Genomic DNA, 24,630 nt, shown 5'->3' on the forward strand with positions numbered 1-24,630 from the left:
TTTTATTCCGCAGGTTCTTACTGACACGGATTATAACGGAAGCTCAGCCCCCCGGCTGCGAGATCCTCGCATTTTTCACATAACGGGTTAACTATCGTTCGATGTGGGCTGCTGGCGACCAAAAATCACTTCCATTCTGGCGCCGCCCAGCAAACTTTCGCTGGTTTCAATTTTTCCATCGTACTGGTCGACAATTTCACGTGCGACGGCTAACCCCACCCCCTGGCCGGGGCGCAGCGTATCGGCGCGCTGGCCGCGATCGAACACCACATCACGTTTATTGCGCGGGATCCCCGGGCCATCATCTTCAACGATAATATGTAACTCGTTATCCGTCTGACGCGCAGACACTTCCACAAACTCCAGGCAGTATTTACAGGCGTTATCCAGCAGGTTGCCCATGACTTCCATGAAGTCATTCTTTTCGCCGACAAAGCTTATCTCAGGCGAGATATCGAGGCTGATGTTCACCCCTTTACGCTGGTACACCTTGTTGAGGGCGGACGTAAGATTATCCAGCAGCGGTGCCACCGGGTGCAGCTCGCGGCTCAGAAGCGCGCTGCCGGAACGCATACTGGCGCGGTGCAGGTAATAGCCAATTTGCTGTGAGATTCGACTGATCTGCTCCAGCATCACCGGCTCGGCATCATCAACGCTCAGCTTTGAACTGCGCATTGAACGCAGGGTACTTTGCATCACGGCCAGCGGTGTTTTCAGGCTGTGAGTGAGGTCAGTCAGAGTTGTACGGTACTTATCATAGCGTTCACGTTCACTTTTCAGCAGGCGATTGAGATTACGTACCAGACTTGTCAGCTCACGGGTGGTTTCCGGATTGAGTTTTTCGCGATGGTGTTCCTCAAGCTCGCGCACCTCTCGCGCCAGGGATTCAATGGGGCGCAAGCTCCACCACGCCGCCACCCAAAGCAGCGGGATTACCAGCAGCAGGTTAGCGGCCAGAACATAAACGAACCAGCTCCAGACCCTGTAGGAGCGCTTGAGCTCGACAGGAATGGTGTCGATCACCACAATGGTCAGCTGCGGCATGTTCATCGTCGCCGGGTAGATATTAATCGCCACGGAGTGCGTCATCTCCGTTTCGGCATCATCCTCGCGGATTTCATTGAGTTTCTGCTGCATAGAGCGATCTTCGCGAATCAGCGAGCTGGTGGTGTTAAGATCGGCTTCTATCTCATGAAAACCATTGGTTTTAAGCCACTCCGGACGAATGCTTTTAACCAGCCACGGGATATCTCTTTGCGCCCACAGCAACTTCCCTTTTTCGTTGTAAATCAGGGCTAAAGTAGGGCTCTGTTGATTCAGGTTCTCGGGCATTTCAACGCTGATACGGTTGTTTTCCCATTTCGCCAGAGTGTAAAACAGATTACTTTCGCCACGTAACAGTCGAAAAGTCGTTTTATCGAAGCTGACGCTGTAACCCACCAGGGCGACCATACCGTAGGAGAGCGACAGCACCAGCACCACTGCGGCCGTTGCCAGCAAAAAACGAACCCGCAGTGAGAGGGGCAGTATATGGCGCAAAATCTGTCTCATTTAGCGTAATTCAAACAGGTAGCCCTGGCCGCGGACGGTCGTGATCACATCCTGCGGGTACTGCGCCTGAATTTTCTTACGCAAACGCCCCATCAGCACATCAATAGTATGGCTCTCGCGCAGCTCCGCGTCCGGGTAGAGCTGGAGCATTAAGGAGTCTTTGCTCACAACCTTGCCACTGTTACGGATCAGCGTTTCCATGATGGTGTATTCGAATGCGGTCAGCTTGATCACTTCATTGTTAATCGAGAGCTCGCGTCGGGAGAGATCCACCTGGAAAGGCGGGATGGAGATAACCTGTGAAGCCAGCCCGCTGTTGCGGCGTAATAGCGCCTGCATTCGCGCAGCCACTTCTTCAATATGGAACGGCTTGGTGACGTAATCATCCGCACCGGCGCTGAGCACTTCAACTTTGTCCTGCCAGCCTTCGCGGGCGGTCAGAACCAGCACCGGGAGAGAAACATCATGGCTGCGCCAGCGACGAATTAACGACAGACCGTCTTCATCAGGCAAGCCTAAATCGACAATGGCGATATCCGGCAGATGTTCATTGAGATAATAATCGGCTTCTTTTGCATCTTCAGCATCGTCCACCTGATGTCCCATCTCCTGAAGCTGAACCTTCAGGTGGTGGCGTAGCAATGCGTTATCCTCAACAACCAGTACGCGCATCATCTTTTCTCCCAGAATATGTAGTACGAATAGTTTAACGCTGATTATGTTGCCGTGGGGATAAACATTCAGTAAACCGGGGAAAAGCAACCCCCTTTCCGGGCGGAAAGGGGGGAAGGGGTGTTACTTCAGCTCGTCGACCATGGTAATGGCGCGGCCAATGTAGTTCGCCGGCGTCATGGCTTTCAGGCGCGTTTTCTCTTCTTCTGGCAGTGCCAGACCGTCAATAAACTGTTTCATGCCTTCAGCATCTACACGCTTGCCGCGAGTCAGCTCTTTCAGTTTTTCATACGGCTTTTCGATGCCGTAGCGACGCATCACGGTCTGAATCGGCTCCGCCAGCACTTCCCAGTTGTGATCCAGTTCGTCCAGCAGACGATCGCGATTCACTTCCAGTTTGCTCACGCCTTTCAGGGTGGACTGGTAAGCGATCAGCGCGTAGCCAATGCCCACGCCCAGGTTACGCAGCACGGTGGAATCGGTCAGGTCACGCTGCCAGCGGGATACCGGCAGTTTGCTCGCCATATGCTGCAGCACCGCATTCGCCAGGCCCAGGTTGCCTTCGGAGTTTTCGAAGTCGATTGGGTTCACTTTATGCGGCATGGTGGAAGAACCAATTTCACCGGCGATGGTTTTCTGCTTGAAGTGGTTAAGCGCAATGTAGCCCCACACGTCACGATCGAAGTCGATCAGGATGGTGTTAAAGCGCGCGATGCAGTCAAACAGTTCGGCGATATAGTCGTGCGGCTCAATCTGGGTGGTGTACGGGTTCCACTGAATACCCAGAGAGGTCACGAACTCTTCGCTGAACTGGTGCCAGTCCACTTCCGGGTAAGCGGCGATGTGGGCATTGTAGTTACCGACCGCGCCGTTGATTTTGCCCAGAATTTCAACCTGCTCAAGCTGACGGTACTGGCGCTCCATGCGGTACGCCACGTTTGCCATCTCTTTACCCATGGTGGAAGGGGTGGCTGGCTGGCCGTGAGTACGGGAAAGCAGCGGAATGTCGCGGTATTCCACGGAGAGCGCTTTCACCGCGTCGATGATCTTACGCCAGTAAGGCAGCACAACCTCTTTACGCGCGGTAGAGAGCATCAGCGCGTGAGACAGGTTGTTGATATCTTCAGAGGTACAGGCGAAGTGAATGAACTCTGACACCGCGTGCAGGGCAGGGACGCTTTCCACTTTCTCTTTCAGGAAGTACTCAACCGCTTTCACGTCGTGGTTGGTGGTGCGTTCAATGGTCTTAATGCGCGCGGCATCTTCTTCGCTAAACTCAGCAACGATTTTATCAAGGTAATCGTTTGCCTTTTCGTCAAAAGCAGGAACTTCCTTGATTGCTGCCTGGGCGGCCAGCTTCTGCAGCCAGCGTACTTCAACCTGAACACGGAACTTCAGCAAACCATATTCGCTGAAGATCCCGCGCAGCGCGCTGACTTTATCGCCGTAGCGTCCATCGACAGGGGATACGGCGGTCAGTGAGGATAATTCCATAATTCGCAACTCCGGGAGGTTAACAATGAGCAAGAATTTGTTTTGCCTGAGTGGTCAGGCGATTACGAGAAAACATTAACTGCAGACGGCCACCGCCAACCTGATGCCACAGCACGGCGGCGCGGATCCCTGCCAGCAGGGACGCACGTACTTTTGCCTGCACCTGCGGGCTTTGCAGCACGGCAGGGGATCCGGTGACCTGAATACGTGGGCCCAGCGGGCTGATGACATCAACGTAAATACCGGCCATCGCGCTCAGCAGCGTTTCGGATTGCAGATCAAAATGGTCGAGTTGACGCTGGAGCCCGCCGATACGATCGCCCAGGGTATTGAGCGCGCCTTTCGCCGCGCTCAACTTACGCTCAAGTACCATCAGGCTTAAGGTGTAACGGGTCAGTTCTGCGTTTAACCCTTGACGACTACTGGCGTTAAGCACGCCAAGCAGGGTTTCAAGACCGAGACGAAGATTGGTTTCACTCCCACCAAATACACCCAGAGTTGAACCGGGGTTAAGGTCGATAACGCTGTTGAGTGAAACGTGCAGGGCATCGGCATCGCAATGACCCTGATGCGCCAGCTGTTGCACCAGACGGGCAGACTGGCAAATTCCTGCCAGCGCCAGGGTGATGTCGTAGTAGTTCTTCGCCACATGGTCTCCTTTATGTGTGCACTCTGTTAAACAGCGGGCAGCGGCAGGCGCTGTTCAATGATCCCGCCGCCCAGGCAGATTTCGCCGCTGTAGAAGACAGCAGACTGACCCGGGGTGACGGCGGCAACCGGCTCGTCAAAACGCACGTCAATGCGTTCGTCATCGAGCGCGGTAACGGTGCAAGGAATATCGGTCTGACGGTAGCGCGTTTTCACCGTGCAGCGCAGCGTGCCTTTCAGCGGCTCGCGATCGACCCAGTGCAGCTGTTGCGCGATAAGGCCAACGGACATCAGACGCGGATGGTCGTGCCCCTGGGCGACAACCAGAATATTGTTTTCGACATCTTTGTCGACCACATACCACGGATCTTCGCTGCCATCTTTGGTTCCACCGATACCCAGACCTTTGCGCTGGCCTAAAGTATGGTACATCAGCCCCTGGTGCTGGCCGATCTCATCGCCATCAACGGTGACAATTTTACCCGGCTGTGCAGGCAGGTAGCGGCCAAGGAAATCACGGAATTTGCGCTCACCGATGAAGCAGATGCCGGTAGAGTCCTTTTTCTTCGCGGTGATCAGGTCCAGCTCTTCCGCGATTTTACGTACCTGCGGCTTTTCCAGCTCGCCAACCGGGAACAGGCTCTGGGCGATCTGTTCGTGGCTCAGGGTATAAAGGAAGTAGCTCTGATCTTTGTTGCCGTCCAGGCCGCGCAGCAGCTGGCTTTTGCCATTCACATCTGCACGACGCACGTAGTGGCCGGTCGCAATGTAGTCTGCGCCCAGATCTTCCGCAGCGAATTCCAGGAAGGCTTTAAATTTGATCTCTTTGTTGCACAGAATATCCGGGTTCGGGGTGCGCCCCGCTTTGTACTCTTCCAGGAACAGTTCAAAGACGTTATCCCAGTATTCTGCAGCAAAGTTAACGGTGTGCAGTTCAATGCCGAGCTTATCGCACACGGCCTGCGCATCGGCGAGATCCGCAGCGGCAGTGCAGTATTCCTCGCCATCATCTTCCTCCCAGTTCTTCATGAACAGGCCCTCCACCTTATAGCCCTGTTGCTGTAACAGGTAGGCGGAAACGGAGGAATCGACACCGCCGGACATGCCGACGATCACTTTTTTCTGGCTGTTATCTGACATGGAATACTCACGACATTGAACTTCAAGGCGGCGTATTCTATCACGCCCCCCCACCATTGGCACCCTCTGTAAACGGCCAGTTAAATGCGCCGATGACTTCCAGCGGTAAGCGGCCAGCAGACTGCCAGCAGCGAATGCTTTCCGCAACCAGCGGCGAGCGCAGGTTTGGCGCGTTAAGGATCTCCTCGGCAGTCACCCAAAGGCAGCGGTCGATATCGTCATCCTGCGGCTCTGTGGCGCACATTTCGCTAAGCTCGACGGCAAACAAGAAGCGCAGGAACGGGGTGCTATCGGGCGCAATCCACTGATGCAGTCGGATAAAGTGCTGGGGTTCAGCGTGTATGCCGGTCTCTTCCCACAGCTCGCGTTTTGCTGCCTGCAGTAAGGTCTCATTGGCTTCAAGGTGCCCGGCTGGCTGGTTCCACAGCGCTTTACCGTTAATGCTCTCTTCGACCACAAGGAATTTACCCTGGGCGTGGACCACGCAGGCGACCGTAACATGAGGTTTAAACATAGTGACTCCTTAAGCGGTAACGTCTCGCCATTCACCGTTTGCCAGCGTTTCCAGGGTATAGCTGCCCATGGCGTAGCGAATCAGACGCAGAGTAGGGAAGCCGACGTGAGCGGTCATGCGCCGAACCTGACGGTTGCGGCCTTCATAAAGGGTGATTTTGAGCCAGCTTGTCGGAATGGATTTGCGTTCGCGGATGGGCGGATTGCGCGGCCATAGCCACTCCGGTTCATTCACGCGTTCAATACCTGCAGGCAGGGTTGGGCCATCGTTCAGCGTTACGCCACGGCGTAATTTCTCCAGCGTTTCTTCGTCCGGTTCGCCTTCGACCTGCACGAAGTAAATTTTGCCCGTGCGTTTTCCCGGCTGTGTGAGCTTTGCCTGCAGAGCGCCGTCGTTGGTTAAAACTAAAAGTCCTTCGCTGTCCCGGTCCAGACGCCCGGCGGCGTACACGCCCTGAACGGGAATGTAATCCTTCAGCGTGCTGCGTCCGGCCTCATCGGTGAACTGCGGCAAAACATCGTAGGGTTTATTGAACAAAATAACCCGCTTCGGCTGGGTTTCTTGCGGTCTTCTGGCGGCTTGTCGCGAGCTGAATCGCTCAACCCGGTGTTTTGTAAAAGAAGTTTTCTTCATGGTATTTTCAGGCGTTATCAATTGCCGCATTATAGCCTAATAACGAAGACCTTTCATGGCGCAGGACATTCAGGTACTATCGAAGGGCTCATTACAATTTATTAACATAAGATCAGTAACAACCAGAAGCGCTCGAAGGAGAGGTTAATGGAAAGCAAAGTAGTTGTTCCGGCGGAAGGTAAAAAGATCACCCTGCAAAACGGCAAGATTAACGTTCCTCACAATCCGATTATCCCGTTCATTGAAGGTGACGGTATCGGTGTAGACGTTACCCCGGCAATGCTGAAAGTGGTTGATGCCGCTGTTGAGAAAGCCTACAAAGGCGAGCGTAAAATTTCCTGGATGGAAATTTACACCGGTGAGAAATCGACTCAAGTTTATGGCCAGGACGTCTGGCTGCCAGCAGAAACGCTGGACCTGATCCGCGACTACCGCGTTGCTATCAAAGGCCCATTGACCACCCCAGTCGGCGGCGGTATCCGCTCCCTGAACGTGGCACTGCGTCAGGAGCTGGACCTGTACGTCTGTCTGCGTCCGGTGCGTTACTATCAGGGCACCCCAAGCCCGGTTAAGCACCCTGAACTGACCGATATGGTTATCTTCCGCGAAAACTCAGAAGACATCTACGCGGGCATCGAGTGGAAAGCAGACTCTGCAGACGCAGAAAAAGTGATTAAATTCCTGCGCGAAGAGATGGGCGTGAAGAAAATTCGCTTCCCTGAACATTGCGGTATCGGCATCAAGCCATGCTCCGAAGAAGGGACTAAACGTCTGGTGCGCGCGGCTATCGAATACGCGATCACCAACGACCGTGACTCTGTGACTCTGGTTCACAAAGGCAACATCATGAAGTTCACCGAAGGTGCCTTCAAAGACTGGGGTTACCAGTTGGCGAAAGAAGAGTTCGGCGGTGAGCTGATCGACGGTGGTCCGTGGCAGAAGATCAAGAACCCGAACACCGGCAAAGAGATCATCGTTAAAGATGTGATCGCCGATGCGTTCCTGCAGCAGATCCTGCTGCGTCCTGCTGAATACGACGTGATTGCCTGTATGAACCTGAACGGTGACTACATCTCTGACGCCCTGGCAGCACAGGTTGGCGGTATCGGTATCGCCCCTGGTGCAAACATCGGTGACGAGTGCGCTCTGTTCGAGGCGACCCACGGTACTGCTCCTAAATATGCAGGTCAGGACAAAGTGAACCCAGGCTCTATCATCCTGTCCGCAGAGATGATGCTGCGTCATATGGAATGGTTCGAAGCCGCAGACCTGATCGTTAAAGGTATGGAAGGCGCGATCAACGCGAAAACCGTAACCTATGACTTTGAACGTCTGATGGAAGGCGCTAAGCTGCTGAAATGTTCAGAGTTTGGCGACGCGATTATCGCGAACATGTAATCCAGTTTCTGGGTTAAACAAGAGCGGGGGCCTGAGGGTTCCCGTTTTTTTTGCCTCTGCCTGCAGGAAATAACACGATGCTAGCCACTGTTCTTATCGCTGTCGTTGCATTTATCCATCTGTACATCCTTGTGCTGGAAATGTTCCTTTGGGACACCAGAACCGGGCATAAGGCGTTTAATCTCAGCCCGGAATTTGCGCGTGAAACCCGCGTGCTGGCCGCGAATCAGGGGCTATACAACGGTTTTCTTGCGGCGGGTTTGCTCTGGAGCCTCTGGCTCGGTGAAGAGGGTGTTCATGTGGCCATCTTCTTCCTGGCCTGCGTGCTGATTGCCGGTCTATTTGGCGCAGTGACCGCCAGCCGGAAGATTCTGTATGTTCAGGCTTTACCTGCGCTTGCCGCCCTGCTTGCGCTGCTTATCTGAAGCAACGCGTTGGTCAACCGTGCGTCGTCCGATATACTTGTGGCTTCATCCTGAGAGGTTTAGACAGTTATGAATAACGACATCCCATTGAAGTATTATGACATCGTCGAAGAATACGCGACGGAAGCCGCAAAGCCTGTCAGTGAGTCAGAGCAGGACCCACTGGCGCATTATTTCCAGCTGCTGCTCACGCGGTTATCAAATAATGAGGAGATTGATGAGGGAGCTCAGCAAGAGATGGCGCGTGAAGCCGGTGTTCATGCTGAACGTATTGATGATATTGCGAACTTCCTTAATCAGTGGGGAAATGAATAGCCTACCGCGCCAGACCCAGGAGCCGCTTCGCAAGCTCACGGCGGGAAACAGATTTTGAAAAATACCATCCCTGAACCAGAGCCTCAGGATATCGTTCAGCAATAAAGCGGAATTGTATTTCGTTCTCAACGCCTTCGAAAACCAGCGTTTTATTCAGTTTTGCGAGGGCGTCGCTAAAGATCACAAAAATGTTCTGCTTATAATGCTCACTGATGCCATCGACCAGCGACTTGTCGATTTTGATCTCATCATATTCAAGAAGCGAAAGCCTGGCCAGGTTGGAGTTTTGCACACCGAAGTCATCAATGGATATTCTGACACCAAGGGACTTTAACTTCTGACAGAAGCCCTCCAGAATATTCGCGGTGGAAACGGCTTTTTCAGAGAGTTCGACTTTTATCAGAGACAGCGGAATGTTGTTGGCTAAACATCCACGGCGCAAAATGCTGATAAATTGTCCATCTTCAATTTCCATTCGACCAACATTGAGCGAAACGACCAGTTGATGCTTAAGCACCAGCGGTGCGATGTCCTTAAGGGATTTCTCAAGAATATGGGTATAATATTTTTTATACAAACCAATTTTCTGGATTAATGGAATAAACAATTCCGGCGAGACGTCACCGTGTTTTGCGTCGCGCCATCTCGATAAAACCTCCACGCCCACTATTTTGCTATCATGAATGCGAATTATGGGCTGGTAGTGAACGCCAATAGTGTTGGTTAAGACGGCTTTAACCAACGTCCGTTCCAGTGAAAAGCGGTCTTCATTGAGTCGAAAGAAAAATAACGTTATCGCAATCCAGATAAAACATAAAATAGCCACGAGAAAGGCAAACACCGCGGGAGATAACGAGGCCAGTCCTGCATGGTGATGCTTCACAATGACGCACAAATCCCAGGAAGCGCTGCACTCTGTGAGGGTGAGGGTAAATAACGTGGAATGTACCCCATCCTGTTCTTTTACCTCATGGGTTGCTGAAAAAAATATTCTGGCAAAGTCTTTGGTGGTTGCGCTGAGGGAGTAATTGTTGGTAACCGGGGTGAATTTATCGTAAGCGTAGCGGGAGGAGAAGATAATAAGATTATTATAGATGGCCGCATTGCCCGTGAAAAAATCTTTTCTGGAAAATTGCGCGAGCAGGAATCCTCTGGGTGTTTTATGGAGCTCTGCTGGCAGGGGGACAGGGTTAGCGAGTTTTCCCCAAAAAGCGGTACAGATTATTTTTCCCTGCTCTATAAAACCGATGTCTGCAAAATAGAGGCTGTCGAGCTTAATCTGTCTGTAGCGATCAAGGCTGGCTTTGTCGCATCCCTGAGTGGTCAGGCCTTTGAGTGTCTGCGCCACGCTCTGAGACAGGCCTTCTGAATACTGTAAAAGGGTCTGGGAAATCTCACGCAGTTTGCTTTTCTGCTGGCCCATGATAACCGCATTGACCGTATAAAGAGACAGAAAGACCAGAAACGCTGAAACGATAGTAACGGCAACGATCTTTTTCATTTTCCAGATACCTTGTCCGCTCCCTGATTTTTCAAATCTTATCACAGGCTGGGCTTGCTACAACCCCGATAATATGGGTAGTCAGCCTAATCCAGGTGGATGAACTATGCTTAAGTGCAATTCATTTTCCTCTTAACCTGAGCTTTGTTACAGTGACAAGAGTTGTCAGCCAGGGATGTCAGGCGTGATAAGGTGGAAAAGCTCGTGCATGTCAAAAATACTTTTTACACAACAACCATTACCGTCATCATTGTCTCGTTGATCATTTCATTGTCGCTTGCCGTGCAGATTGCAACGTCCCGACAGCAGTCAATCCAGCAGATCAATACCAGCGTTGCCAACCTGAGCCATACCCTGAATGTCTATACAGAAGGGATCATACGCCAAAGTGAAATGTTGATTACCACCGTTTCCGACACCCTTGAAATTTATGGCATGACCCCGCAACAGGCGATCAATATTCAGCGAATGATAAGCAATCAGGATAACCTTCTTACCCAGATTAATAATGTGGTTGTCTATGATGCGCAGGGGGATATCTTCACCGCCTTGCACGAAACTTTTGCAGGTCCCCGTAAAGGCGCGGACCGGTCATTCTTTGTCTATCACAAGGAAAATAAAAGCCAGCAGATATTTATTGGCGAGCCAGTGATAAGCAGAACCAATGGTAAATGGGTTATTACCATAAGCCGACGCCTTGAGACTCACACGGGGGCATTTAACGGCGTCGTGGTGGTGACGCTGGGTATCGAAAACTTTCTGACCCTTTATGGACAGATCAATATCGGACACGCGGGCGTTATTGGCTTAACGACACAAACAGGCGTTTTACTGATTCGCTACCCCTTTAAGAATACCTATATCGGTACGATTTTTTCAGATTCCCCTCTCTTCAGGAAATACCTAAAAGTACAAAATACAGGGATAGCTAGCTCCGTTTCCCGGTTTGATAAAATCGAACGCATTTATGCCTATGAGAAAAACAGCCGCTACGGACTGGTCACGACGGTGGCGGTCAGCGCGGATGAAGCCCTTTCCCCCTGGCGCAAGCAGGCGATTCAGCTTGCCTTACTTATTTTCGTTTTTACCGCGATACTCATCGTGGCGTCTTATTTCCTGTATTCCGACTTATCCAGAAAAACACGGGATAACAAAGCGCTAAAGATTATTGCCTCGGAGGATGCCCTGACCGGGCTTTATAACCGACGTATTTTCGATGAAAAAATTCTCTCCGACATCGCGACGTGTGCGGCAGAGGACGCGCCGATTTCGCTCCTCCTCGTGGATGTGGACTACTTCAAAAAGTACAACGATAACTATGGTCACCCGGAAGGGGACAGGTGTCTGGCATTGCTGGGAAACTGCCTCAGGGAAAGCCTCACTCGCGACAACCAGCTTGTGGCGCGATATGGCGGGGAGGAGTTTGCATTGATATTGCCTGAATCGGATATCCAGGAGGCGCTCCGCCTTGCACAGGCGATTATTCGCAATGTCTTCTCACTCCACATTGAACACGCGTTCAGTCCTTTCGGGCGGGTCACGGTGAGTGTAGGCATCTCCACTGCGCGTGCTGTCGACATCGCGGGCAGTCAGCAGAATATTATTATTGCCGCGGACCAGGCGCTCTATCAGGCAAAACGCGGAGGCCGTAACCGGCACGCTTTTGTTGGGGTATAACCCAAAAAAAAGCCCACGAAAGCGTGGGCAAGAAATACTGGAAGCAATGTGAGCAATGTCGTACTGAATACCTGAGTATTTCTCTCAACTATTCAGTATTGAGAAAGATAATCTTTCTCAACAAAAGATGCAACCCCACATTTCCTGGGGAAGGGCATTTTGATGACAAAATGCGCATCCGGTCAGTGTGAGGCTTATCACAAATTTCCTTTCTCAAATCCTGTGCTATCCTTTTTTGTGTCGTTGATTTAATGACAAAAACCATACAGAGAGGAAAGTTATGGGAATTTTATCCTGGATTATCTTTGGGCTTATTGCGGGTATTCTGGCGAAGTGGATCATGCCGGGCAAAGATGGCGGTGGGTTTATCGTCACCGTAATACTGGGTATTGTCGGCGCGGTAGTCGGCGGCTGGATCAGTACGCTGTTCGGCTTCGGGAAAGTAGATGGCTTTAACTTCGGCAGCTTTGCGGTTGCGGTGATCGGCGCACTGGTTGTGCTGTTTATCTACAGAAAGATCAAAAGCTAAAACTGAAGCGTTAAAAAAGGCTGCCGGATGGCGGCCTTTTTACATCACGGGTTCACCACCAGCCAAGCTGCGTGCCTGCAAAGGCCACAATGGCGATGATTAACATAATGAGCGTGGTTTTTCTCATTTATGCCCCCGGTGCAGCGTAACCACCGACAAAAAACCACGCCAGAAACACGACCGCCGTTATAAAAATAACGACAGGGAAGAGGATCCCTATTCTCATATCATCACCTTTTTCTTTTTATAACGCCGTAGAGTGTACGGGGTTAATCCATCGCGAGAAAGCGTGTTTTGCTTTTTCCTTTCTTATCCTGATACATCGCCACATCAGCAGCACGTAATGCGCTGTCCGGATCGGTTACGTCTGGGTCCACTTCGATGACGCCGAGGCTGGCTCCCGGATAAATAAGGTTAATGTTACCCAGCCAGTATTCCCCTGCAATGCGGGCGCTGAAGCGCGCTTTAAGCTGATTCATGTGCTCCTCATTGTCGACATGACTCAGAGAGGCCACCAGAAACTCATCGCCGCCCAGCCGACCAATGATATCGTCCTGCTGTTTTTCTGCGGTCAAACGCTTGCCCACTTCAATCAGGAACTGGTCGCCTGCTTCATGCCCATACCGATCGTTAATCAGTTTAAAATCGTCCAGGTCGATAAACGCAATGATGGCGTTACGTTTCAGGTGCCGAGCCAGGGAAAACAGAGTAGTCAGATCCTCAAAGATGGCGCGACGGTTGGGCAGGCCGGTAAGGGCATCGGTATAAGAGTGTGCGATGAGCGCCGCGTTGGCTTCCCGAAGCTGGTTCACCAGAGATTCTTTCTGAATGTACTGACCAATCAACCCGGCGAATAATTTTAACATCTGTTCACCGCGCTCGCTGAGCGGCTTTTTAGCCGTGCTGGTGGCGCAAAGCGTACCGTAAAGCGAGCCATCGGCGAGATGAACCGGAATGCTCATGTAAGTGGTAATACCGAGAGCTTTCGCCGCTTCGCACTCCGGCCAGCGCTCGGGGACATCGTTACTGAAGATGGTGTCGCTATCCAGCGCGCGCTTACACAGCGTTTCATCCCAGGGCACGCTCAGCCCCTCCGGGATCGTCATCTGCTTACTGTTTCGGGCATAAAGGATATGCTGCAGCCGCGCCTGGATATCCACCTTCGTCAGGTAAGTCGACTCCATATCGGTGACGATTTCCAGCATCTCCAGCAGCTGACGAACGAGACTTTCAAGGGATTGCTCAGTAACGAGGGTTTCTGAAACACGGGCAAGGATAATATCCGACATGACGTAGAAAGACTCCCAGGCAGAAGACGTCTGCATCTGCATGTTATGCTGAATTCTTAGGCTTCAGGCATAGTAAAACATGAATGCAGAAAATTTTATATATGGAGAAAGCGGCGCTGAGCCGTTACCCTTAGGCAAAGATGATGTCACAAGGATCGATGCGATGAGATTTCTGCTTCTGGCGCTGACGCTTCCCCTGGTCGCCTGTACCGCAAAAACAACCCCACCCGATGCGCCCAAACCGCCACAGGCCGTAGGTATGGCGAACCCGGCTTCCGTTTACTGTCTGGAAAAGGGCGGGGAACAGATCCCGATTCAAAGCCCGCAGGGTGTTCGTACCGAGTGCAAGCTGCCGGGTGGTGAAGTGATCGACGAATGGACGCTCTATCGTCGCGATCATCCGCAACCCACCAGGTGACAGAAGGGCAGGTGCTGCGATACACTTCTCTTTAGGATTATTCTTAGCCAGTATCTGGCTACTGTTACCGCGAGAGAAGTATGTTTCAGCTTAAACCGGGCAGCATGGCGATGATCATCGGTGCCCGCACGGCGTCTGGCCGTCGCAATATTGGTAAATCTGTTGAGTTGTTTGGTCTTTGCCAGCCTGGCCTGCGTTTTGTAAACCCGGTTAACGGCGTGATGACGCAATTACCCGCAAGTGCGGACCGCGCGCTTTGGCTGGTCACCGGAGACGTCTACGCCTTTGACAATCAGCACGGCTTTGCGTTTGTTCGCGCCGAACATCTGATGCCGCTCACCCCTGATCAAGCTCCGCAAATGCTGGATGAGCTGACAATCAGCTGATCACAAATGGCGTAGCCAGTCGGCTAAAACCAGGGCGTGATTCTGTTCCGTGTTTTTCGCGCCATAGAGGAGGGTGAGAGTCTGCTTGTGTGCCAGCGCCGCAAGACGCCTTCCCTCGTCCTTATGCTGCGCCAGTTCTTCCTGATAGGCTTTACTGAAAGTCGCAAAATCAATAGCTTCGCTATGATACTCCTGACGTAATGCGTTCGATGGCGTGAGTGTTTTACACCATTCGTCATGGGCGAGGTCCGTTTTTTTAACCCCGCGCGGCCAGAGTCTGTCCACCAGCACCCGATAGCCATCGTCCGGGCTTGCCTGCTCATAGACGCGTTTGCACTGAATCATAATTCCACCCTCCCAATTTAAGGTATTGTGATAATTGCAGAAGATCGGTAGTCTGAGGTTCCTTATGTTATCTGATAATACTCTGGCATAAGGAACCTTTCATGGAACACCTCCCGGTTAAAACGACGCTCCGCATTGCGCTGGTTGGCGATTACAATCCTGATGTTATTGCACACAAGGCGATCCCGCTGGCCATTGACGATGCTGCGGCCGTTCTTGACCTCACCGCCGATTACGACTGGCTTGCTACCCCGGAATTAACCAGTTCTGAGGATCTGGTGGGCTACGATGCCATCTGGCTGGTCCCTGCGAGCCCCTATAAAAACACAGAGGCCGCCTTTATCGCCGCACGCTACGCCCGTGAAAACAGTATTCCGTTCCTGGGGACCTGCGGTGGGTTCCAGCATGCGCTGATTGAGTATGCCCGTAACGTGCTGGGCTGGCACGATGCGGCACATGCTGAGACGGATACCGAAGGCACTATGGTGATTGCGCCGCTGACCTGCTCGCTGGTGGAAATATCCGATGCCATTGAACTGCGCAGCAATACGCTGATCGCCAAAGCCTACGGCAAACCCGACATTGAAGAGGGATATCACTGTAACTATGGTGTGTCGCCGGAATTTGCTCAGGCGCTGGAGAGCGGTGATATGCGCGTGACGGGCTGGGACGAACAGGGGGAAATCCGTGCGGCGGAGCTGATAACCCACCCGTTCTTTGTGATCACTTTGTTCCAGCACGAGCGTGCTGCGCTGGAAGGACGTCCGGTGGTTCTCGTACAGGCAATGCTTCGCGCGGCGCGGGGCTAAAACACGGCAGACCCGATGGTCTGCCTTCGTGTTTAGCGGGGCGCGATTTCCCGGTCGCGCCCGGCAAGTATCCCGCAGACGGCCATGACGATCGCGGCCAGCGCACAGGCGAGAAGGGGGATGCGCCAGTCTCCTACCGAATCGTGGATTTTACCCATCAACGGCGGTCCGCAGGCAGCGAGCAGGTAGCCGATAGACTGTGCCATACCGGACAATGCCGCCGCCTGATGCGCAGAGCTCGCGCGCAGACCGATGAACGTCAGGCCGAGGATCATCGTTGCCCCGGAGCCAAAGCCAAACACCAGCGTCCACATCACCGCCATATCCGGCATAAACCACAATCCCGCTGCGCTTACCGCGCACATCAGCGCCACTGTACCGGCGATCGTCCGCTGATCTTTCAGCCGATGGAGGATCAGCGGAACGGCAAGTCCCGGCACGGCTGTCGCCAGCTGTAAAAGACCATGCACCGAACCTGCCTGCGCCTCGCTGTAGCCGTGGCTAAGCAGTATCGCCGGCAGCCAGCCGATGATGACGTAATAGATAAGGGAGTTAATCCCCAGAAAGAGCGTCACCTGCCAGGCGAGAGCAGAACGCCAGATTGCGCGGTTATGTAACGCGCCTGCGCCTGTTACCGTCGCAACATGTTTCTGACGCCACTGCGGCAGCCAGAGCAGCAAGGCGAGCAGCGGAAACACCATCAGCATCAGCAGCGCGCCCTGCCAGCCTGCATGACCCTGGGCCAGCGGCACGATTAGCGCCGATCCTAACGCGGCGGCTGCCCCCATCGTCAGGGAATAGGCACCGGTGAGTTTCGCCACCTGGCCCGGAAAGTCACGTTTAATTAAACCTGGTAACAGCACGTTCCCAAGCGCGATCCCGCAGCCAATCACTGCCGTGCCGATGAAAAGCAGGGCAGCGGAAGGCAGGGAGCGAATGGCTATCCCGGCGCAAATCAGCAACAGGGCGATAAACAGGCTACGCTCCATGCCAATACGTCGGGCCAGACCTGCGGCGAGCGGGGAGATCAGGGCAAAAGCCAACAGGGGCAGGGTGGTCAGCAGACCGGTTTGCGCCGTGCTTAAGCCATAATCAAGGCGAAGGGTATCCAGCAGCGGGGCTGCGCCGGTAAAGGTGACGCGAAGCGTGGTGGCGATCATCAGGATGCCTGCAATCAACAGCGCGCCGTGTTTTCCTGAGGTGCGAATAGCAGTAGTCATTATGTTCTCATACGTTCAAGCGAGCGCACACAATACCGATTTTCCCGGCGGTTGAAATCAGGATAAAATGACAGTTTATCGCTAAAATCGGACAACATGATGATTGGACTGGGACTGGACGGCTACGATCCTGATAGCCAGCATGATGCGGCCGTCGCCTTTCGCATCCGTGTGGTGGCGGAGGAACAATATATTCCCCTGCATCATCACCGCAAGGGACAGCTGATTCTGGCGCTTGGCGGCGCGATTACCTGTGAAGTGGAAAATGCCATGTTGATGGTACCGCCCCAGTACGCGGTCTGGATCCCCGGGCAGATGCCGCACAGTAACAGGGCCACGCCGGGGGCGCAGCTCTGCTTTTTGTTCATTGAGCCCGGTGCCGCCAGTCTGCCCGACCGCTGTTGTACGCTGAAAATGTCCCCTCTGGTGCGGGAGCTCATTTTATCTCTGGCAGAAAAATCGCAGGCACAGCTTCAGCTTGCGGCCACATCCCGACTGGTCGATGTCCTGTTTGATGAACTGCCGCTCCAGCGTCAGGAGCATTTACAGTTACCCGTCTCGCCCCATCCAAAAATCCGGCTGATGAGCGAGAAGATGGCTGAAGAGCCCGCGGCCTGGCAGACACTGGCACAATGGGCAAGCCACTTCGCCATGAGCGAACGCAACCTGGCGCGACTGGTGGTAAAAGAGACCGGTTTAAGCTTTCGTCGCTGGCGTCACCAGCTGCAGCTTATTGTGGCGTTACAGCATTTGATCGGCGGGAAATCGGTACAGCAGGTGGCGCAGTCACTGGGTTATGACTCGACCACCGCGTTTATTACCATGTTTAAGAAGGGGCTGGGTCAGACGCCGGCGCGTTACATGGCCAGCCTGACTACGACTTCCCGATAAACAGGGAGACCAGCCCGGCTGCAATCAGCGGGCCCACCGGCACGCCGCGAAAGAGCGCTACGCCCAGCACCGTGCCCACCAGCAGACCCGCAACCAGCGAAGGCTGGCTGCTCATCAGCGTAACGCCGCGCCCCCCGAGCCATGAGACAAAAACACCTACCGCGATAGCCACCAGCGATTTCCAGTTGACAAACGAGTGCAGCAGCGTTGAGGCGGGAAGCGTACCGCTGGCGATGGGCGCCATCACCCCGATGGTTAAAATGATTATCCCGATGGTGAGGCCTTGCTTTTCTATCCACGGGAAAAAGGTATTTAACGGCGTGACGCGTACGATAATCAGCACCAGAATCGAGATGGCGACGGTGGTGTTATGACTGATAAAACCCAGCGCGGCGAGTGCCAGGAGAATGAGCAGAGTAGGGTCAAACATAGGGAATCCTTGCCAAAATAATCGTCCTGCTTACTGTACGCGGAAAAAGGGCGGAGAACAGTTTTAAAAAGATTTTACCGCTGTCATAACCTTGTCATTTACTCGGTTTAAAACGAAGGCAGATATCGCAAAGGGGTCGCTATCATGAACGATCACATGTTTGTTGAAACGCTGATTATCTCCTCATCGTTTTTCGCCATTGCCGCGATTCTCGTCGCCTCCGTGCTGTTGCTGGAGAGAAAAGGCTGACAGTCAGCCTTCACGGTTAGACTTTATGGAAAGTCACCAGCTCAGGACGGGCGATGCGCAGGTAATCCTGGGTATCCATGATCACGGATTTTTCCAGCAGGCCGGCGTTAAACGCGATTTCGTCGAAACGCTCGAACAGCAGCGGGTCGGCGACCAGCGTCAGATCGGGGTGGAAACTAAAAGGCGGAATAGCGCCGAATACGCAGGCGGTAAGGGTACTTACCTCGGCCGGGCTGGCGAGGGAGGCTTTAAGCCCGCCGAAATGGCTGGCAAGCCGGCTCAGGTCTGCCTGCAGATCGGCGGCCAGGATCGCCAGAACATGTTTTTTAACACCGTTTCCCTTCACTTTGCAGACCAGGGCTTTTGCGCCCTGACGCAGATCGGTCCCGCGTATTTCACTTACCGCTTCACATTTCCCGACCGCCTCGTGCTCCATAACGCGAAAACGCGCGCCTTGCCCGGTGAGTAAGGTTATCAGTTGCTGGTGGGTTCCTGTCCCCATAACGTCGTCAGTCATCGTGATTTTCCCGGTGATAATCCAGTATGCAGATGGCTACATTAGCACGAGAAGAACGGCGTCGAAAGAAAACAGCCAGCGCGTTCGCTGGCTGTGAGATTATGCGTTGCTGTTAGCAGACTGCTTGTGGAAGAGCTCCCTGAACACCGGATAAATATCATCCTGGTCACGGATATGTTGCATGGCAAAATTATCAAACATCGATTGCAGATGTTCATACTCCCGCCACAGGGTCTGATGCGCGCGACGGGTAATTTCGATATAGCTGTAGTAACGCACCACCGGCAGAATTTTCTTCGCCAGGATGTCGTGACACAGCGGTGAGTCGTCGGCCCAGTTATCACCATCGGACGCCTGCGCGGCATAGATATTCCATTGCGCCGGGTCGTAACGCTCTTTCACGACTTCATCCATCAGCTTCAGCGCGCTGGAGACGATGGTGCCGCCGGTCTCCTGCGAGTAGAAGAACTCATGCTCGTCGACCTCTTTAGCCTGCGTATGGTGGCGAATATAGACCACTTCCACGTTCTTATAGGTTCTGCTCAGGAACAGGTAGAGCAGGATATAAAAACGCTTCGCCATATCCTTGGTGGCCTGGTCCATGGAGCCGGAGACGTCCATCAGACAGAACATCACTGCCTGGCTGGAGGGCTCTGGGCGTTTTTCATAATTCTTGTAACGCAGGTCGAACGTGTCGATAAACGGAACGCGATCGATCTTCGCTCTTAGCTCGGCAATCTCTTTGCGCAGGCGCTCCTCTTCCAGCAGTTGCGCCGGCTCCGTGTTTTCCACGACCTTCAGGCTACTCTCAAGTTCGCGCAGTTCACGACGTTTGCCTGCCGTCATGGCCGTGCGCCGCGCCAGCGAATTCTGCAACGAACGCACGACGCTGATGTTGGCGGGGACGCCGTTGGCGGTATAGCCCGCGCGATGGGTTTTGTACTCGTTAAGCTGACGATGCTGATTCTTTTTCAGATTCGGCAGCGCCAGGTCCTCAAACAGCAGGTCGAGGTATTCATCTTTTGAAATCTGGAAAACGAACTCATCCTGACCTTCACCGTCCTGGCTGGCCTGTCCCTGACCGCTTCCTGAACCACCGCCGCCGCCCTGAGGACGCTCAATTCTGTCGTTCTGAACGAAGTGGTCATTACCTGGGTGTACGCGATGGCGCAGACCGCCTCGCCCCTGATGAAACATCGGTTCGCTGATGTCATCGGTGGGGATGGAAACAGACTCGCCGCTGTCGACGTCGGTCACCGAGCGTTTGTTGATGGCCTCGGAGATCGACTGTTTAATTTGCGCTTTGTAACGGCGCAAGAAGCGCTGGCGGTTCACCGTGCTCTTGTTTTTGCCGTTAAGACGCCGGTCAATAAACCAGGTCATATACCCCCCGTACTGCATTTGCCAACTTGCGTTTTTGTTGGCCCGGCAGGCGCTAGCGCTGCCGGGCACTTGTTTTAGGACGATTTACGCACGCGCAGATACCATTCGCAGAGCAGGCGAACCTGTTTGCGGGTGTAGCCTTTTTCCATCATACGGTCGACAAAATCGTCGTGTTTCTTCTGCTCATCGGTTGAGGTTTTCGTGTTAAACGAGATAACCGGCAGCAGCTCTTCGGTATTGGAGAACATTTTCTTCTCAATAACGGTGCGCAGTTTCTCGTAGCTGGTCCAGTTCGGATTGCGTCCGTTGTTATGCGCTCTGGCGCGCAGGACGAAGTTCACAATCTCATTACGGAAGTCTTTCGGGTTGCTGATCCCGGCAGGCTTCTCGATTTTTTCCAGTTCCGCGTTCAGGGATTCACGGTCAAACAGCTGGCCGGTATCCGGGTCGCGGTACTCCTGATCCTGGATCCAGAAGTCAGCGTAGGTGACATAACGGTCGAAAATATTCTGTCCGTACTCTGAATAGGATTCCAGGTAGGCTGTCTGGATCTCTTTGCCAATGAACTCGGCGTATTTCGGGATCAGATAGCCTTTCAGGAACTCAAGATAGCGTTCAGCCTGCTCCTGCGGGAACTGCTCGCGTTCAATCTGCTGCTCCAGCACGTAGAACAAGTGAACCGGGTTGGCCGCCACTTCCGCATGGTCGAAGTTAAAGACGCGGGAGAGGATCTTAAACGCGAAACGGGTGGACAGGCCGTTCATCCCTTCATCGACCCCGGCGTAATCACGATACTCCTGATAGGATTTCGCTTTCGGATCGGTGTCTTTCAGGCTTTCGCCATCATAGACGCGCATTTTTGAGTATATGCTGGAGTTTTCCGGCTCTTTCAAACGCGAAAGGATAGAGAAGCGCGACAACGTTTCCAGCGTGCCTGGCGCGCAGGGAGCGTGCACCAGCTCACTGTGGTTGAGCAGTTTCTCGTAAATCTTGATCTCTTCGGAGATCCGCAGGCAATAAGGCACCTTGACGATGTACACGCGGTCAAGGAAAGCCTCATTGTTTTTATTATTACGGAAGGTCACCCATTCGGATTCGTTCGAGTGGGCGAGGATTATCCCGTTAAACGGCAGGGCGGAGATACCTTCCGTCCCGTTATAGTTCCCTTCCTGGGTCGCCGTCAGCAGAGGATGCAGCACTTTGATTGGTGCTTTAAACATCTCCACGAATTCCATGATCCCCTGGTTGGCGCGGCACAGCGCACCTGAATAGCCATAGGCATCCGGGTCATTTTGTGCGAAGTTTTCCAGCTTACGGATATCAACTTTACCCACCAGCGCCGAGATATCCTGGTTGTTCTCATCACCCGGTTCCGTTTTGGCGATGGCGATCTGCTCAAGGATAGACGGCCACACTTTCACCACGCGGAATTTAGTGATATCGCCCCCAAACTCATGCAGGCGTTTTGCCGCCCACGGCGACATGATGGTGCCGAGGTAGCGGCGCGGAATGCCAAACTCTTTATCCAGAATTTGCGCATCTTCCTGTGGATTAAACAGGCACAGCGGATGGTCGTTCACCGGGCTGCGTTCGCCATTAGCGCTCAACACATAAATCGGCACGCGCTGCATCAGCGACTTCAGGCGTTCAGCCAGCGAGGATTTACCGCCACCGACCGGGCCGAGTAAATAGAGGATCTGTTTCTTCTCTTCCAGACCCTGAGCGGCATGCTTCAGATAGGAGACAATCTGTTCAATGGCATCTTCCATGCCGTAGAACTCTTCGAACGCCGGATATCGGGCGACCACCCGATTCGAAAATAGACGGGAAAGCCGTGGCTCCAGGGCAGTATCAACCATGTTTGGCTCACCAATAGCCATCAATAGCCGTTCTGCCGCATTGGCATAGGCACTGCGATCTTGCCGACAAATGGTAAGAAACTCCTGCAGTGTGAACTCTTCGTCCTTGGCAGCTTCATAGCGCTGGCGATAGTGATCGAATATATTCATGGCATGCCGTCCTTTCGTTTTTTAGCACAGGATAAGAGCCGTTCGTATGAGTAGTGGAGGCTCCCGGAAGAGAATCTCTCGCACCTCACTGCCAGAGCAGCAACCTGTGTGCCAGGTCAGAGGCTAAGAACCGCAGGGCGTTCAGGAAAACTCTTCTTAAAATTAAGCGTAGATGGCATTTGCCAAACTTGCATGCTGAGAAAATCTAATTTCAATGACATATCAATAACTCATCCAAAAATTTCCACCTGGGTTATAAGGCTTAAGCACGTTTTTCATTCAGTGGTCATATAAATGAAAGCGTGCTGTCATCTGAAAAGTGAAAAATAACGGGTTAATCAGACTGATTAGCAGGCAAAAAATTTTGGGTTGTACGGGAATGGCGGTTACACTTCTCCCGCTGATTATTTGACTACAGGAAAGAATGGATTGTGACCAAACTCAAACTTCTGGCATTGGGCATCCTTGCCGCGACCGCAGTTAGCACCGCTCAGGCGGAAAGTCAGTGGACGGTTGGCGCGGGTGTTGGCGTCATTAACAGCCCATACAAACAGTATGATCGTGACGTATATCCTGTTCCCGTTATCACCTATGAAGGCGAGAACGTCTGGTTCCGCGGTCTCGGCGGCGGCTACTATCTCTGGAACGACACGGCCGACAAGCTCTCTATCATGGCCTACTACGATCCAACGCACTTCAAGCCGGGAGACAGCGACAGCCACGCGCTTCGCCAGCTCGATAAGCGCAAAAGTAGCATGATGGCCGGGCTTTCATACGTGCATAACACCGAGTATGGCTTCCTGCGTACTGCTCTGGCAGGTGATACGCTGGACAACAGCAACGGCTTTATCTGGGACCTGGCGTGGCTGTACCGTTATACCAACGGCGGGCTCACCCTGACGCCGGGCATCGGTGTGCAGTACAACAGTGAAAACTACAACGACTACTATTACGGCGTCTCTAAAAACGAGTCTCGCCGCAGTGGTCTGAAAAGCTACAGCGCAGATGATGGCTGGGATCCCTACCTGGAGCTGACCGCGAGCTATAACTTCCTTGGCGACTGGAGCGTCTACGGTACTGGCCGTTATGAGCGTCTGAGCGATGAAGTGAAAGATAGCCCGATGGTCGATAAGTCCTGGGCGGGTATCTTCTCTGTGGGTGTGACCTACAAGTTCTGATTGTGCATTAATTCAGTGCAATCATTGCATCAAAACGGGGCGCTTGCGCCCCGTTTGCTTTTTTGTGGTGCAGGGCGATTATCGCTTAACAATACGGATCGTCTGCCCTAAACGAGACGGTTTTTCTTCGCTCGCTTTCTGCGGTGTGGTGACGCAGGCTGTTTCTACACAAACGAATGTTTTGTAACCGTCATCAGGAATATCGGCCATGCTGACAGACAATGCCGGACCTGGGTTCCAGCCCACCACATTGCTGTGATGATGATGAACGACCTCAATGCCGCGGTTCAGGGCACCATCGTGGATCACGCTGCAAGCTTCCGGGTGGAGATAGACGCGGTCGGTACGATCGGGGAAAGCCTGAACGCCGTCGCTCAGCTTGCCCTCTTTCGCATTATCAACTTTGTCGATAAAGGTATCGCCGAGGCCGCTCACCTTCACTGCGTTGATGTCACCCACGTTGAAGTAGGTGTGCAGGGCAGACGTGGTTTCGAACTCGCCGTGGGCTTCCAGCTCAATTTCGCAGGTTTTACCCAGCTTGAAACGGGCGTACAGGGTAAAATCATGCGGCCACAGGGCGCGGGTTTCATCATTCGCCTGCAGCTCAAAGGTCAGCACGGCACCGTTGTCATCTTCATTGTGCGCTTTCAGCGTCCACTGCTGGTTACGGGCAAAACCGTGAGACGGCAAACCCTGCTGTGTGGACGGGCCGAACCATGGCCAGCAGATGGGGACGCCGCCACGGATAGCAGCCCCTTTTTTGAACGAGGTGGCGTCGCTCAGCCACAGTCCTTCCTCTTCGCCCTCAGGCTTCCAGGAGAGCAGGTGTGCGCCATTCAGCGCCACGGAGGCTTTCACGCGCGGGTGGTCAACGACGATAACATCAGCGCCGTCAATCTGGCGGCGGGAGAGCACAGGGGTAAGTTGTTCGACTACCGGAAGTGCAAATATTTTATTAATCATTAAGCAATCCTCTGTCTAAAAAACAATAAAAAAGGCGACCGAAGTC

28 protein-coding genes are annotated in these 24,630 nt (G+C 53.2%); 11 read left to right on the forward strand and 17 right to left on the reverse strand.

Annotated elements, in window-relative coordinates; genetic code table 11:
- Window positions 1–87 precede the first annotated feature (87 nt).
- The 7 genes from phoQ to rluE form a co-directional block, all read right to left on the reverse strand.
- Window positions 88–1,551: a two-component system sensor histidine kinase PhoQ gene (gene phoQ, locus ABFI50_RS17740; RefSeq protein ID WP_014883419.1), complete on the reverse strand. Its 1,464-nt coding sequence runs from the start codon at window positions 1,549–1,551 to the stop codon at window positions 88–90.
- Complete coding sequence (phoP, locus tag ABFI50_RS17745; protein WP_014883420.1) at window positions 1,552–2,223, reverse strand: two-component system response regulator PhoP; 672 nt, start codon at window positions 2,221–2,223, stop codon at window positions 1,552–1,554.
- 123 nt (window positions 2,224–2,346) lie between these two features.
- A complete protein-coding gene (purB, locus tag ABFI50_RS17750) occupies window positions 2,347–3,717 on the reverse strand; it encodes an adenylosuccinate lyase (protein ID WP_014883421.1) in 1,371 nt (456 codons plus the stop codon).
- A 19-nt stretch (window positions 3,718–3,736) separates the two neighbouring features.
- Complete coding sequence (gene hflD, locus ABFI50_RS17755) at window positions 3,737–4,366, reverse strand: high frequency lysogenization protein HflD (RefSeq protein ID WP_014883422.1); 630 nt, start codon at window positions 4,364–4,366, stop codon at window positions 3,737–3,739.
- 26 nt (window positions 4,367–4,392) lie between these two features.
- Window positions 4,393–5,505, reverse strand: coding sequence for a tRNA 2-thiouridine(34) synthase MnmA (gene mnmA, locus ABFI50_RS17760; RefSeq protein WP_025204436.1), 1,113 nt, complete (start codon window positions 5,503–5,505; stop codon window positions 4,393–4,395).
- Window positions 5,506–5,545: 40 nt separating this feature from the next.
- Window positions 5,546–6,019, reverse strand: coding sequence for an NUDIX hydrolase (locus ABFI50_RS17765; RefSeq protein ID WP_014883424.1), 474 nt, complete (start codon window positions 6,017–6,019; stop codon window positions 5,546–5,548).
- A 9-nt stretch (window positions 6,020–6,028) separates the two neighbouring features.
- Window positions 6,029–6,682, reverse strand: coding sequence for a 23S rRNA pseudouridine(2457) synthase RluE (rluE, locus tag ABFI50_RS17770; RefSeq protein WP_014883425.1), 654 nt, complete (start codon window positions 6,680–6,682; stop codon window positions 6,029–6,031).
- 117 nt (window positions 6,683–6,799) lie between these two features.
- Between rluE and icd the strand changes: the two genes are divergently transcribed.
- The 3 genes from icd to ABFI50_RS17785 all read left to right on the forward strand — a co-directional run bounded on the left by icd (window position 6,800) and on the right by ABFI50_RS17785 (window position 8,790).
- A complete protein-coding gene (gene icd, locus ABFI50_RS17775; RefSeq protein WP_014883426.1) occupies window positions 6,800–8,050 on the forward strand; it encodes an NADP-dependent isocitrate dehydrogenase in 1,251 nt (416 codons plus the stop codon).
- Window positions 8,051–8,127: 77 nt separating this feature from the next.
- Entirely contained in the window at window positions 8,128–8,475 is a 348-nt protein-coding gene (locus ABFI50_RS17780; protein ID WP_014883427.1) for a DUF1304 domain-containing protein, read from the forward strand.
- Between the two features lie 69 nt (window positions 8,476–8,544).
- Window positions 8,545–8,790, forward strand: a complete 246-nt coding sequence (locus tag ABFI50_RS17785; RefSeq protein ID WP_347484685.1) for a YmjA family protein — start codon at window positions 8,545–8,547, stop codon at window positions 8,788–8,790.
- A 1-nt stretch (window position 8,791) separates the two neighbouring features.
- On the opposite strand, the gene ABFI50_RS17790 is transcribed toward ABFI50_RS17785, so the two are convergent.
- A complete protein-coding gene (locus ABFI50_RS17790) occupies window positions 8,792–10,291 on the reverse strand; it encodes an EAL domain-containing protein (protein WP_347484688.1) in 1,500 nt (499 codons plus the stop codon).
- A 192-nt stretch (window positions 10,292–10,483) separates the two neighbouring features.
- Here ABFI50_RS17790 and ABFI50_RS17795 point away from each other — a divergent pair, with 192 nt between their 5' ends.
- Both ABFI50_RS17795 and ABFI50_RS17800 read left to right on the forward strand, forming a co-directional pair.
- A complete protein-coding gene (locus ABFI50_RS17795; protein WP_256027127.1) occupies window positions 10,484–11,968 on the forward strand; it encodes a sensor domain-containing diguanylate cyclase in 1,485 nt (494 codons plus the stop codon).
- Window positions 11,969–12,248: 280 nt separating this feature from the next.
- A complete protein-coding gene (locus ABFI50_RS17800; protein ID WP_008500746.1) occupies window positions 12,249–12,497 on the forward strand; it encodes a GlsB/YeaQ/YmgE family stress response membrane protein in 249 nt (82 codons plus the stop codon).
- A 127-nt stretch (window positions 12,498–12,624) separates the two neighbouring features.
- On the opposite strand, the gene ABFI50_RS17805 is transcribed toward ABFI50_RS17800, so the two are convergent.
- Together ABFI50_RS17805 and ABFI50_RS17810 are read right to left on the reverse strand one after the other, a co-directional pair.
- Window positions 12,625–12,723, reverse strand: a complete 99-nt coding sequence (locus ABFI50_RS17805; RefSeq protein WP_014883431.1) for a YoaK family small membrane protein — start codon at window positions 12,721–12,723, stop codon at window positions 12,625–12,627.
- Between the two features lie 43 nt (window positions 12,724–12,766).
- Window positions 12,767–13,786 (reverse strand): sensor domain-containing diguanylate cyclase, encoded by a 1,020-nt coding sequence (locus ABFI50_RS17810; RefSeq protein ID WP_032637908.1) that lies wholly within the window; start codon window positions 13,784–13,786, stop codon window positions 12,767–12,769.
- 163 nt (window positions 13,787–13,949) lie between these two features.
- Here ABFI50_RS17810 and ABFI50_RS17815 point away from each other — a divergent pair, with 163 nt between their 5' ends.
- On the forward strand, window positions 13,950–14,204 hold the full coding sequence (locus ABFI50_RS17815; RefSeq protein ID WP_014883433.1) for a DUF333 domain-containing protein: 255 nt from the start codon (window positions 13,950–13,952) through the stop codon (window positions 14,202–14,204).
- A gap of 80 nt (window positions 14,205–14,284) precedes the next feature.
- Complete coding sequence (locus ABFI50_RS17820; protein WP_023332731.1) at window positions 14,285–14,590, forward strand: hypothetical protein; 306 nt, start codon at window positions 14,285–14,287, stop codon at window positions 14,588–14,590.
- Here the strand turns inward: ABFI50_RS17820 and ABFI50_RS17825 are convergent, their stop codons facing one another.
- Complete coding sequence (locus ABFI50_RS17825) at window positions 14,591–14,935, reverse strand: DUF488 domain-containing protein (protein ID WP_045135040.1); 345 nt, start codon at window positions 14,933–14,935, stop codon at window positions 14,591–14,593.
- 101 nt (window positions 14,936–15,036) lie between these two features.
- Here ABFI50_RS17825 and ABFI50_RS17830 point away from each other — a divergent pair, with 101 nt between their 5' ends.
- Window positions 15,037–15,744: a CTP synthase gene (locus ABFI50_RS17830; RefSeq protein WP_347484692.1), complete on the forward strand. Its 708-nt coding sequence runs from the start codon at window positions 15,037–15,039 to the stop codon at window positions 15,742–15,744.
- Between the two features lie 32 nt (window positions 15,745–15,776).
- Here ABFI50_RS17830 and ABFI50_RS17835 read toward each other — a convergent pair whose 3' ends face one another.
- Window positions 15,777–16,964: a CynX/NimT family MFS transporter gene (locus ABFI50_RS17835; protein WP_347484694.1), complete on the reverse strand. Its 1,188-nt coding sequence runs from the start codon at window positions 16,962–16,964 to the stop codon at window positions 15,777–15,779.
- Window positions 16,965–17,063: 99 nt separating this feature from the next.
- Between ABFI50_RS17835 and ABFI50_RS17840 the strand changes: the two genes are divergently transcribed.
- Window positions 17,064–17,855, forward strand: coding sequence for a helix-turn-helix transcriptional regulator (locus tag ABFI50_RS17840; RefSeq protein ID WP_023332735.1), 792 nt, complete (start codon window positions 17,064–17,066; stop codon window positions 17,853–17,855).
- On the opposite strand, the gene ABFI50_RS17845 is transcribed toward ABFI50_RS17840, so the two are convergent.
- Entirely contained in the window at window positions 17,839–18,285 is a 447-nt protein-coding gene (locus tag ABFI50_RS17845) for a DUF441 domain-containing protein (RefSeq protein WP_023332736.1), read from the reverse strand. The two genes, ABFI50_RS17840 and ABFI50_RS17845, sit on opposite strands and share 17 nt — an antisense overlap.
- A gap of 144 nt (window positions 18,286–18,429) precedes the next feature.
- Between ABFI50_RS17845 and yoaI the strand changes: the two genes are divergently transcribed.
- A complete protein-coding gene (gene yoaI / locus ABFI50_RS17850; protein ID WP_023332737.1) occupies window positions 18,430–18,534 on the forward strand; it encodes a small membrane protein YoaI in 105 nt (34 codons plus the stop codon).
- 16 nt (window positions 18,535–18,550) lie between these two features.
- On the opposite strand, the gene ABFI50_RS17855 is transcribed toward yoaI, so the two are convergent.
- The 3 genes from ABFI50_RS17855 to yeaG all read right to left on the reverse strand — a co-directional run bounded on the left by ABFI50_RS17855 (window position 18,551) and on the right by yeaG (window position 22,443).
- Window positions 18,551–19,051, reverse strand: a complete 501-nt coding sequence (locus tag ABFI50_RS17855) for a YbaK/prolyl-tRNA synthetase associated domain-containing protein (RefSeq protein ID WP_023332738.1) — start codon at window positions 19,049–19,051, stop codon at window positions 18,551–18,553.
- Window positions 19,052–19,150: 99 nt separating this feature from the next.
- Window positions 19,151–20,434: a YeaH/YhbH family protein gene (locus ABFI50_RS17860; RefSeq protein WP_014883442.1), complete on the reverse strand. Its 1,284-nt coding sequence runs from the start codon at window positions 20,432–20,434 to the stop codon at window positions 19,151–19,153.
- A 74-nt stretch (window positions 20,435–20,508) separates the two neighbouring features.
- A complete protein-coding gene (gene yeaG / locus ABFI50_RS17865; RefSeq protein ID WP_014883443.1) occupies window positions 20,509–22,443 on the reverse strand; it encodes a protein kinase YeaG in 1,935 nt (644 codons plus the stop codon).
- 431 nt (window positions 22,444–22,874) lie between these two features.
- Here yeaG and ABFI50_RS17870 point away from each other — a divergent pair, with 431 nt between their 5' ends.
- Window positions 22,875–23,621: a MipA/OmpV family protein gene (locus ABFI50_RS17870; RefSeq protein WP_014883444.1), complete on the forward strand. Its 747-nt coding sequence runs from the start codon at window positions 22,875–22,877 to the stop codon at window positions 23,619–23,621.
- 78 nt (window positions 23,622–23,699) lie between these two features.
- On the opposite strand, the gene ABFI50_RS17875 is transcribed toward ABFI50_RS17870, so the two are convergent.
- Window positions 23,700–24,584: a D-hexose-6-phosphate mutarotase gene (locus tag ABFI50_RS17875; RefSeq protein ID WP_014883445.1), complete on the reverse strand. Its 885-nt coding sequence runs from the start codon at window positions 24,582–24,584 to the stop codon at window positions 23,700–23,702.
- Window positions 24,585–24,630: the final 46 nt, after the last annotated feature.

It is taken from the genome of Enterobacter sp. HNDS-6, assembly GCF_039850505.1.
Taxonomy (GTDB): Bacteria; Pseudomonadota; Gammaproteobacteria; order Enterobacterales; family Enterobacteriaceae; genus Enterobacter; species Enterobacter kobei.

What these genes read in the sequence shown, in the direction of transcription:
- phoQ (WP_014883419.1), bottom strand. Translation starts at nt 1,551, where the DNA reads ATGAGACAGATTTTGCGCCATATACTGCCCCTCTCACTGCGGGTTCGT.
- phoP (WP_014883420.1), bottom strand. Translation starts at nt 2,223, where the DNA reads ATGCGCGTACTGGTTGTTGAGGATAACGCATTGCTACGCCACCACCTG.
- purB (WP_014883421.1), bottom strand. Translation starts at nt 3,717, where the DNA reads ATGGAATTATCCTCACTGACCGCCGTATCCCCTGTCGATGGACGCTAC.
- mnmA (WP_025204436.1), bottom strand. Translation starts at nt 5,505, where the DNA reads ATGTCAGATAACAGCCAGAAAAAAGTGATCGTCGGCATGTCCGGCGGT.
- ABFI50_RS17765 (WP_014883424.1), bottom strand. Translation starts at nt 6,019, where the DNA reads ATGTTTAAACCTCATGTTACGGTCGCCTGCGTGGTCCACGCCCAGGGT.
- rluE (WP_014883425.1), bottom strand. Translation starts at nt 6,682, where the DNA reads ATGCGGCAATTGATAACGCCTGAAAATACCATGAAGAAAACTTCTTTT.
- icd (WP_014883426.1), top strand. Translation starts at nt 6,800, where the DNA reads ATGGAAAGCAAAGTAGTTGTTCCGGCGGAAGGTAAAAAGATCACCCTG.
- ABFI50_RS17780 (WP_014883427.1), top strand. Translation starts at nt 8,128, where the DNA reads ATGCTAGCCACTGTTCTTATCGCTGTCGTTGCATTTATCCATCTGTAC.
- ABFI50_RS17785 (WP_347484685.1), top strand. Translation starts at nt 8,545, where the DNA reads ATGAATAACGACATCCCATTGAAGTATTATGACATCGTCGAAGAATAC.
- ABFI50_RS17790 (WP_347484688.1), bottom strand. Translation starts at nt 10,291, where the DNA reads ATGAAAAAGATCGTTGCCGTTACTATCGTTTCAGCGTTTCTGGTCTTT.
- ABFI50_RS17800 (WP_008500746.1), top strand. Translation starts at nt 12,249, where the DNA reads ATGGGAATTTTATCCTGGATTATCTTTGGGCTTATTGCGGGTATTCTG.
- ABFI50_RS17805 (WP_014883431.1), bottom strand. Translation starts at nt 12,723, where the DNA reads ATGAGAATAGGGATCCTCTTCCCTGTCGTTATTTTTATAACGGCGGTC.
- ABFI50_RS17810 (WP_032637908.1), bottom strand. Translation starts at nt 13,786, where the DNA reads ATGTCGGATATTATCCTTGCCCGTGTTTCAGAAACCCTCGTTACTGAG.
- ABFI50_RS17815 (WP_014883433.1), top strand. Translation starts at nt 13,950, where the DNA reads ATGAGATTTCTGCTTCTGGCGCTGACGCTTCCCCTGGTCGCCTGTACC.
- ABFI50_RS17820 (WP_023332731.1), top strand. Translation starts at nt 14,285, where the DNA reads ATGTTTCAGCTTAAACCGGGCAGCATGGCGATGATCATCGGTGCCCGC.
- ABFI50_RS17825 (WP_045135040.1), bottom strand. Translation starts at nt 14,935, where the DNA reads ATGATTCAGTGCAAACGCGTCTATGAGCAGGCAAGCCCGGACGATGGC.
- ABFI50_RS17830 (WP_347484692.1), top strand. Translation starts at nt 15,037, where the DNA reads ATGGAACACCTCCCGGTTAAAACGACGCTCCGCATTGCGCTGGTTGGC.
- ABFI50_RS17835 (WP_347484694.1), bottom strand. Translation starts at nt 16,964, where the DNA reads ATGACTACTGCTATTCGCACCTCAGGAAAACACGGCGCGCTGTTGATT.
- ABFI50_RS17840 (WP_023332735.1), top strand. Translation starts at nt 17,064, where the DNA reads ATGATTGGACTGGGACTGGACGGCTACGATCCTGATAGCCAGCATGAT.
- ABFI50_RS17845 (WP_023332736.1), bottom strand. Translation starts at nt 18,285, where the DNA reads ATGTTTGACCCTACTCTGCTCATTCTCCTGGCACTCGCCGCGCTGGGT.
- yoaI (WP_023332737.1), top strand. Translation starts at nt 18,430, where the DNA reads ATGAACGATCACATGTTTGTTGAAACGCTGATTATCTCCTCATCGTTT.
- ABFI50_RS17855 (WP_023332738.1), bottom strand. Translation starts at nt 19,051, where the DNA reads ATGACTGACGACGTTATGGGGACAGGAACCCACCAGCAACTGATAACC.
- ABFI50_RS17860 (WP_014883442.1), bottom strand. Translation starts at nt 20,434, where the DNA reads ATGACCTGGTTTATTGACCGGCGTCTTAACGGCAAAAACAAGAGCACG.
- yeaG (WP_014883443.1), bottom strand. Translation starts at nt 22,443, where the DNA reads ATGAATATATTCGATCACTATCGCCAGCGCTATGAAGCTGCCAAGGAC.
- ABFI50_RS17875 (WP_014883445.1), bottom strand. Translation starts at nt 24,584, where the DNA reads ATGATTAATAAAATATTTGCACTTCCGGTAGTCGAACAACTTACCCCT.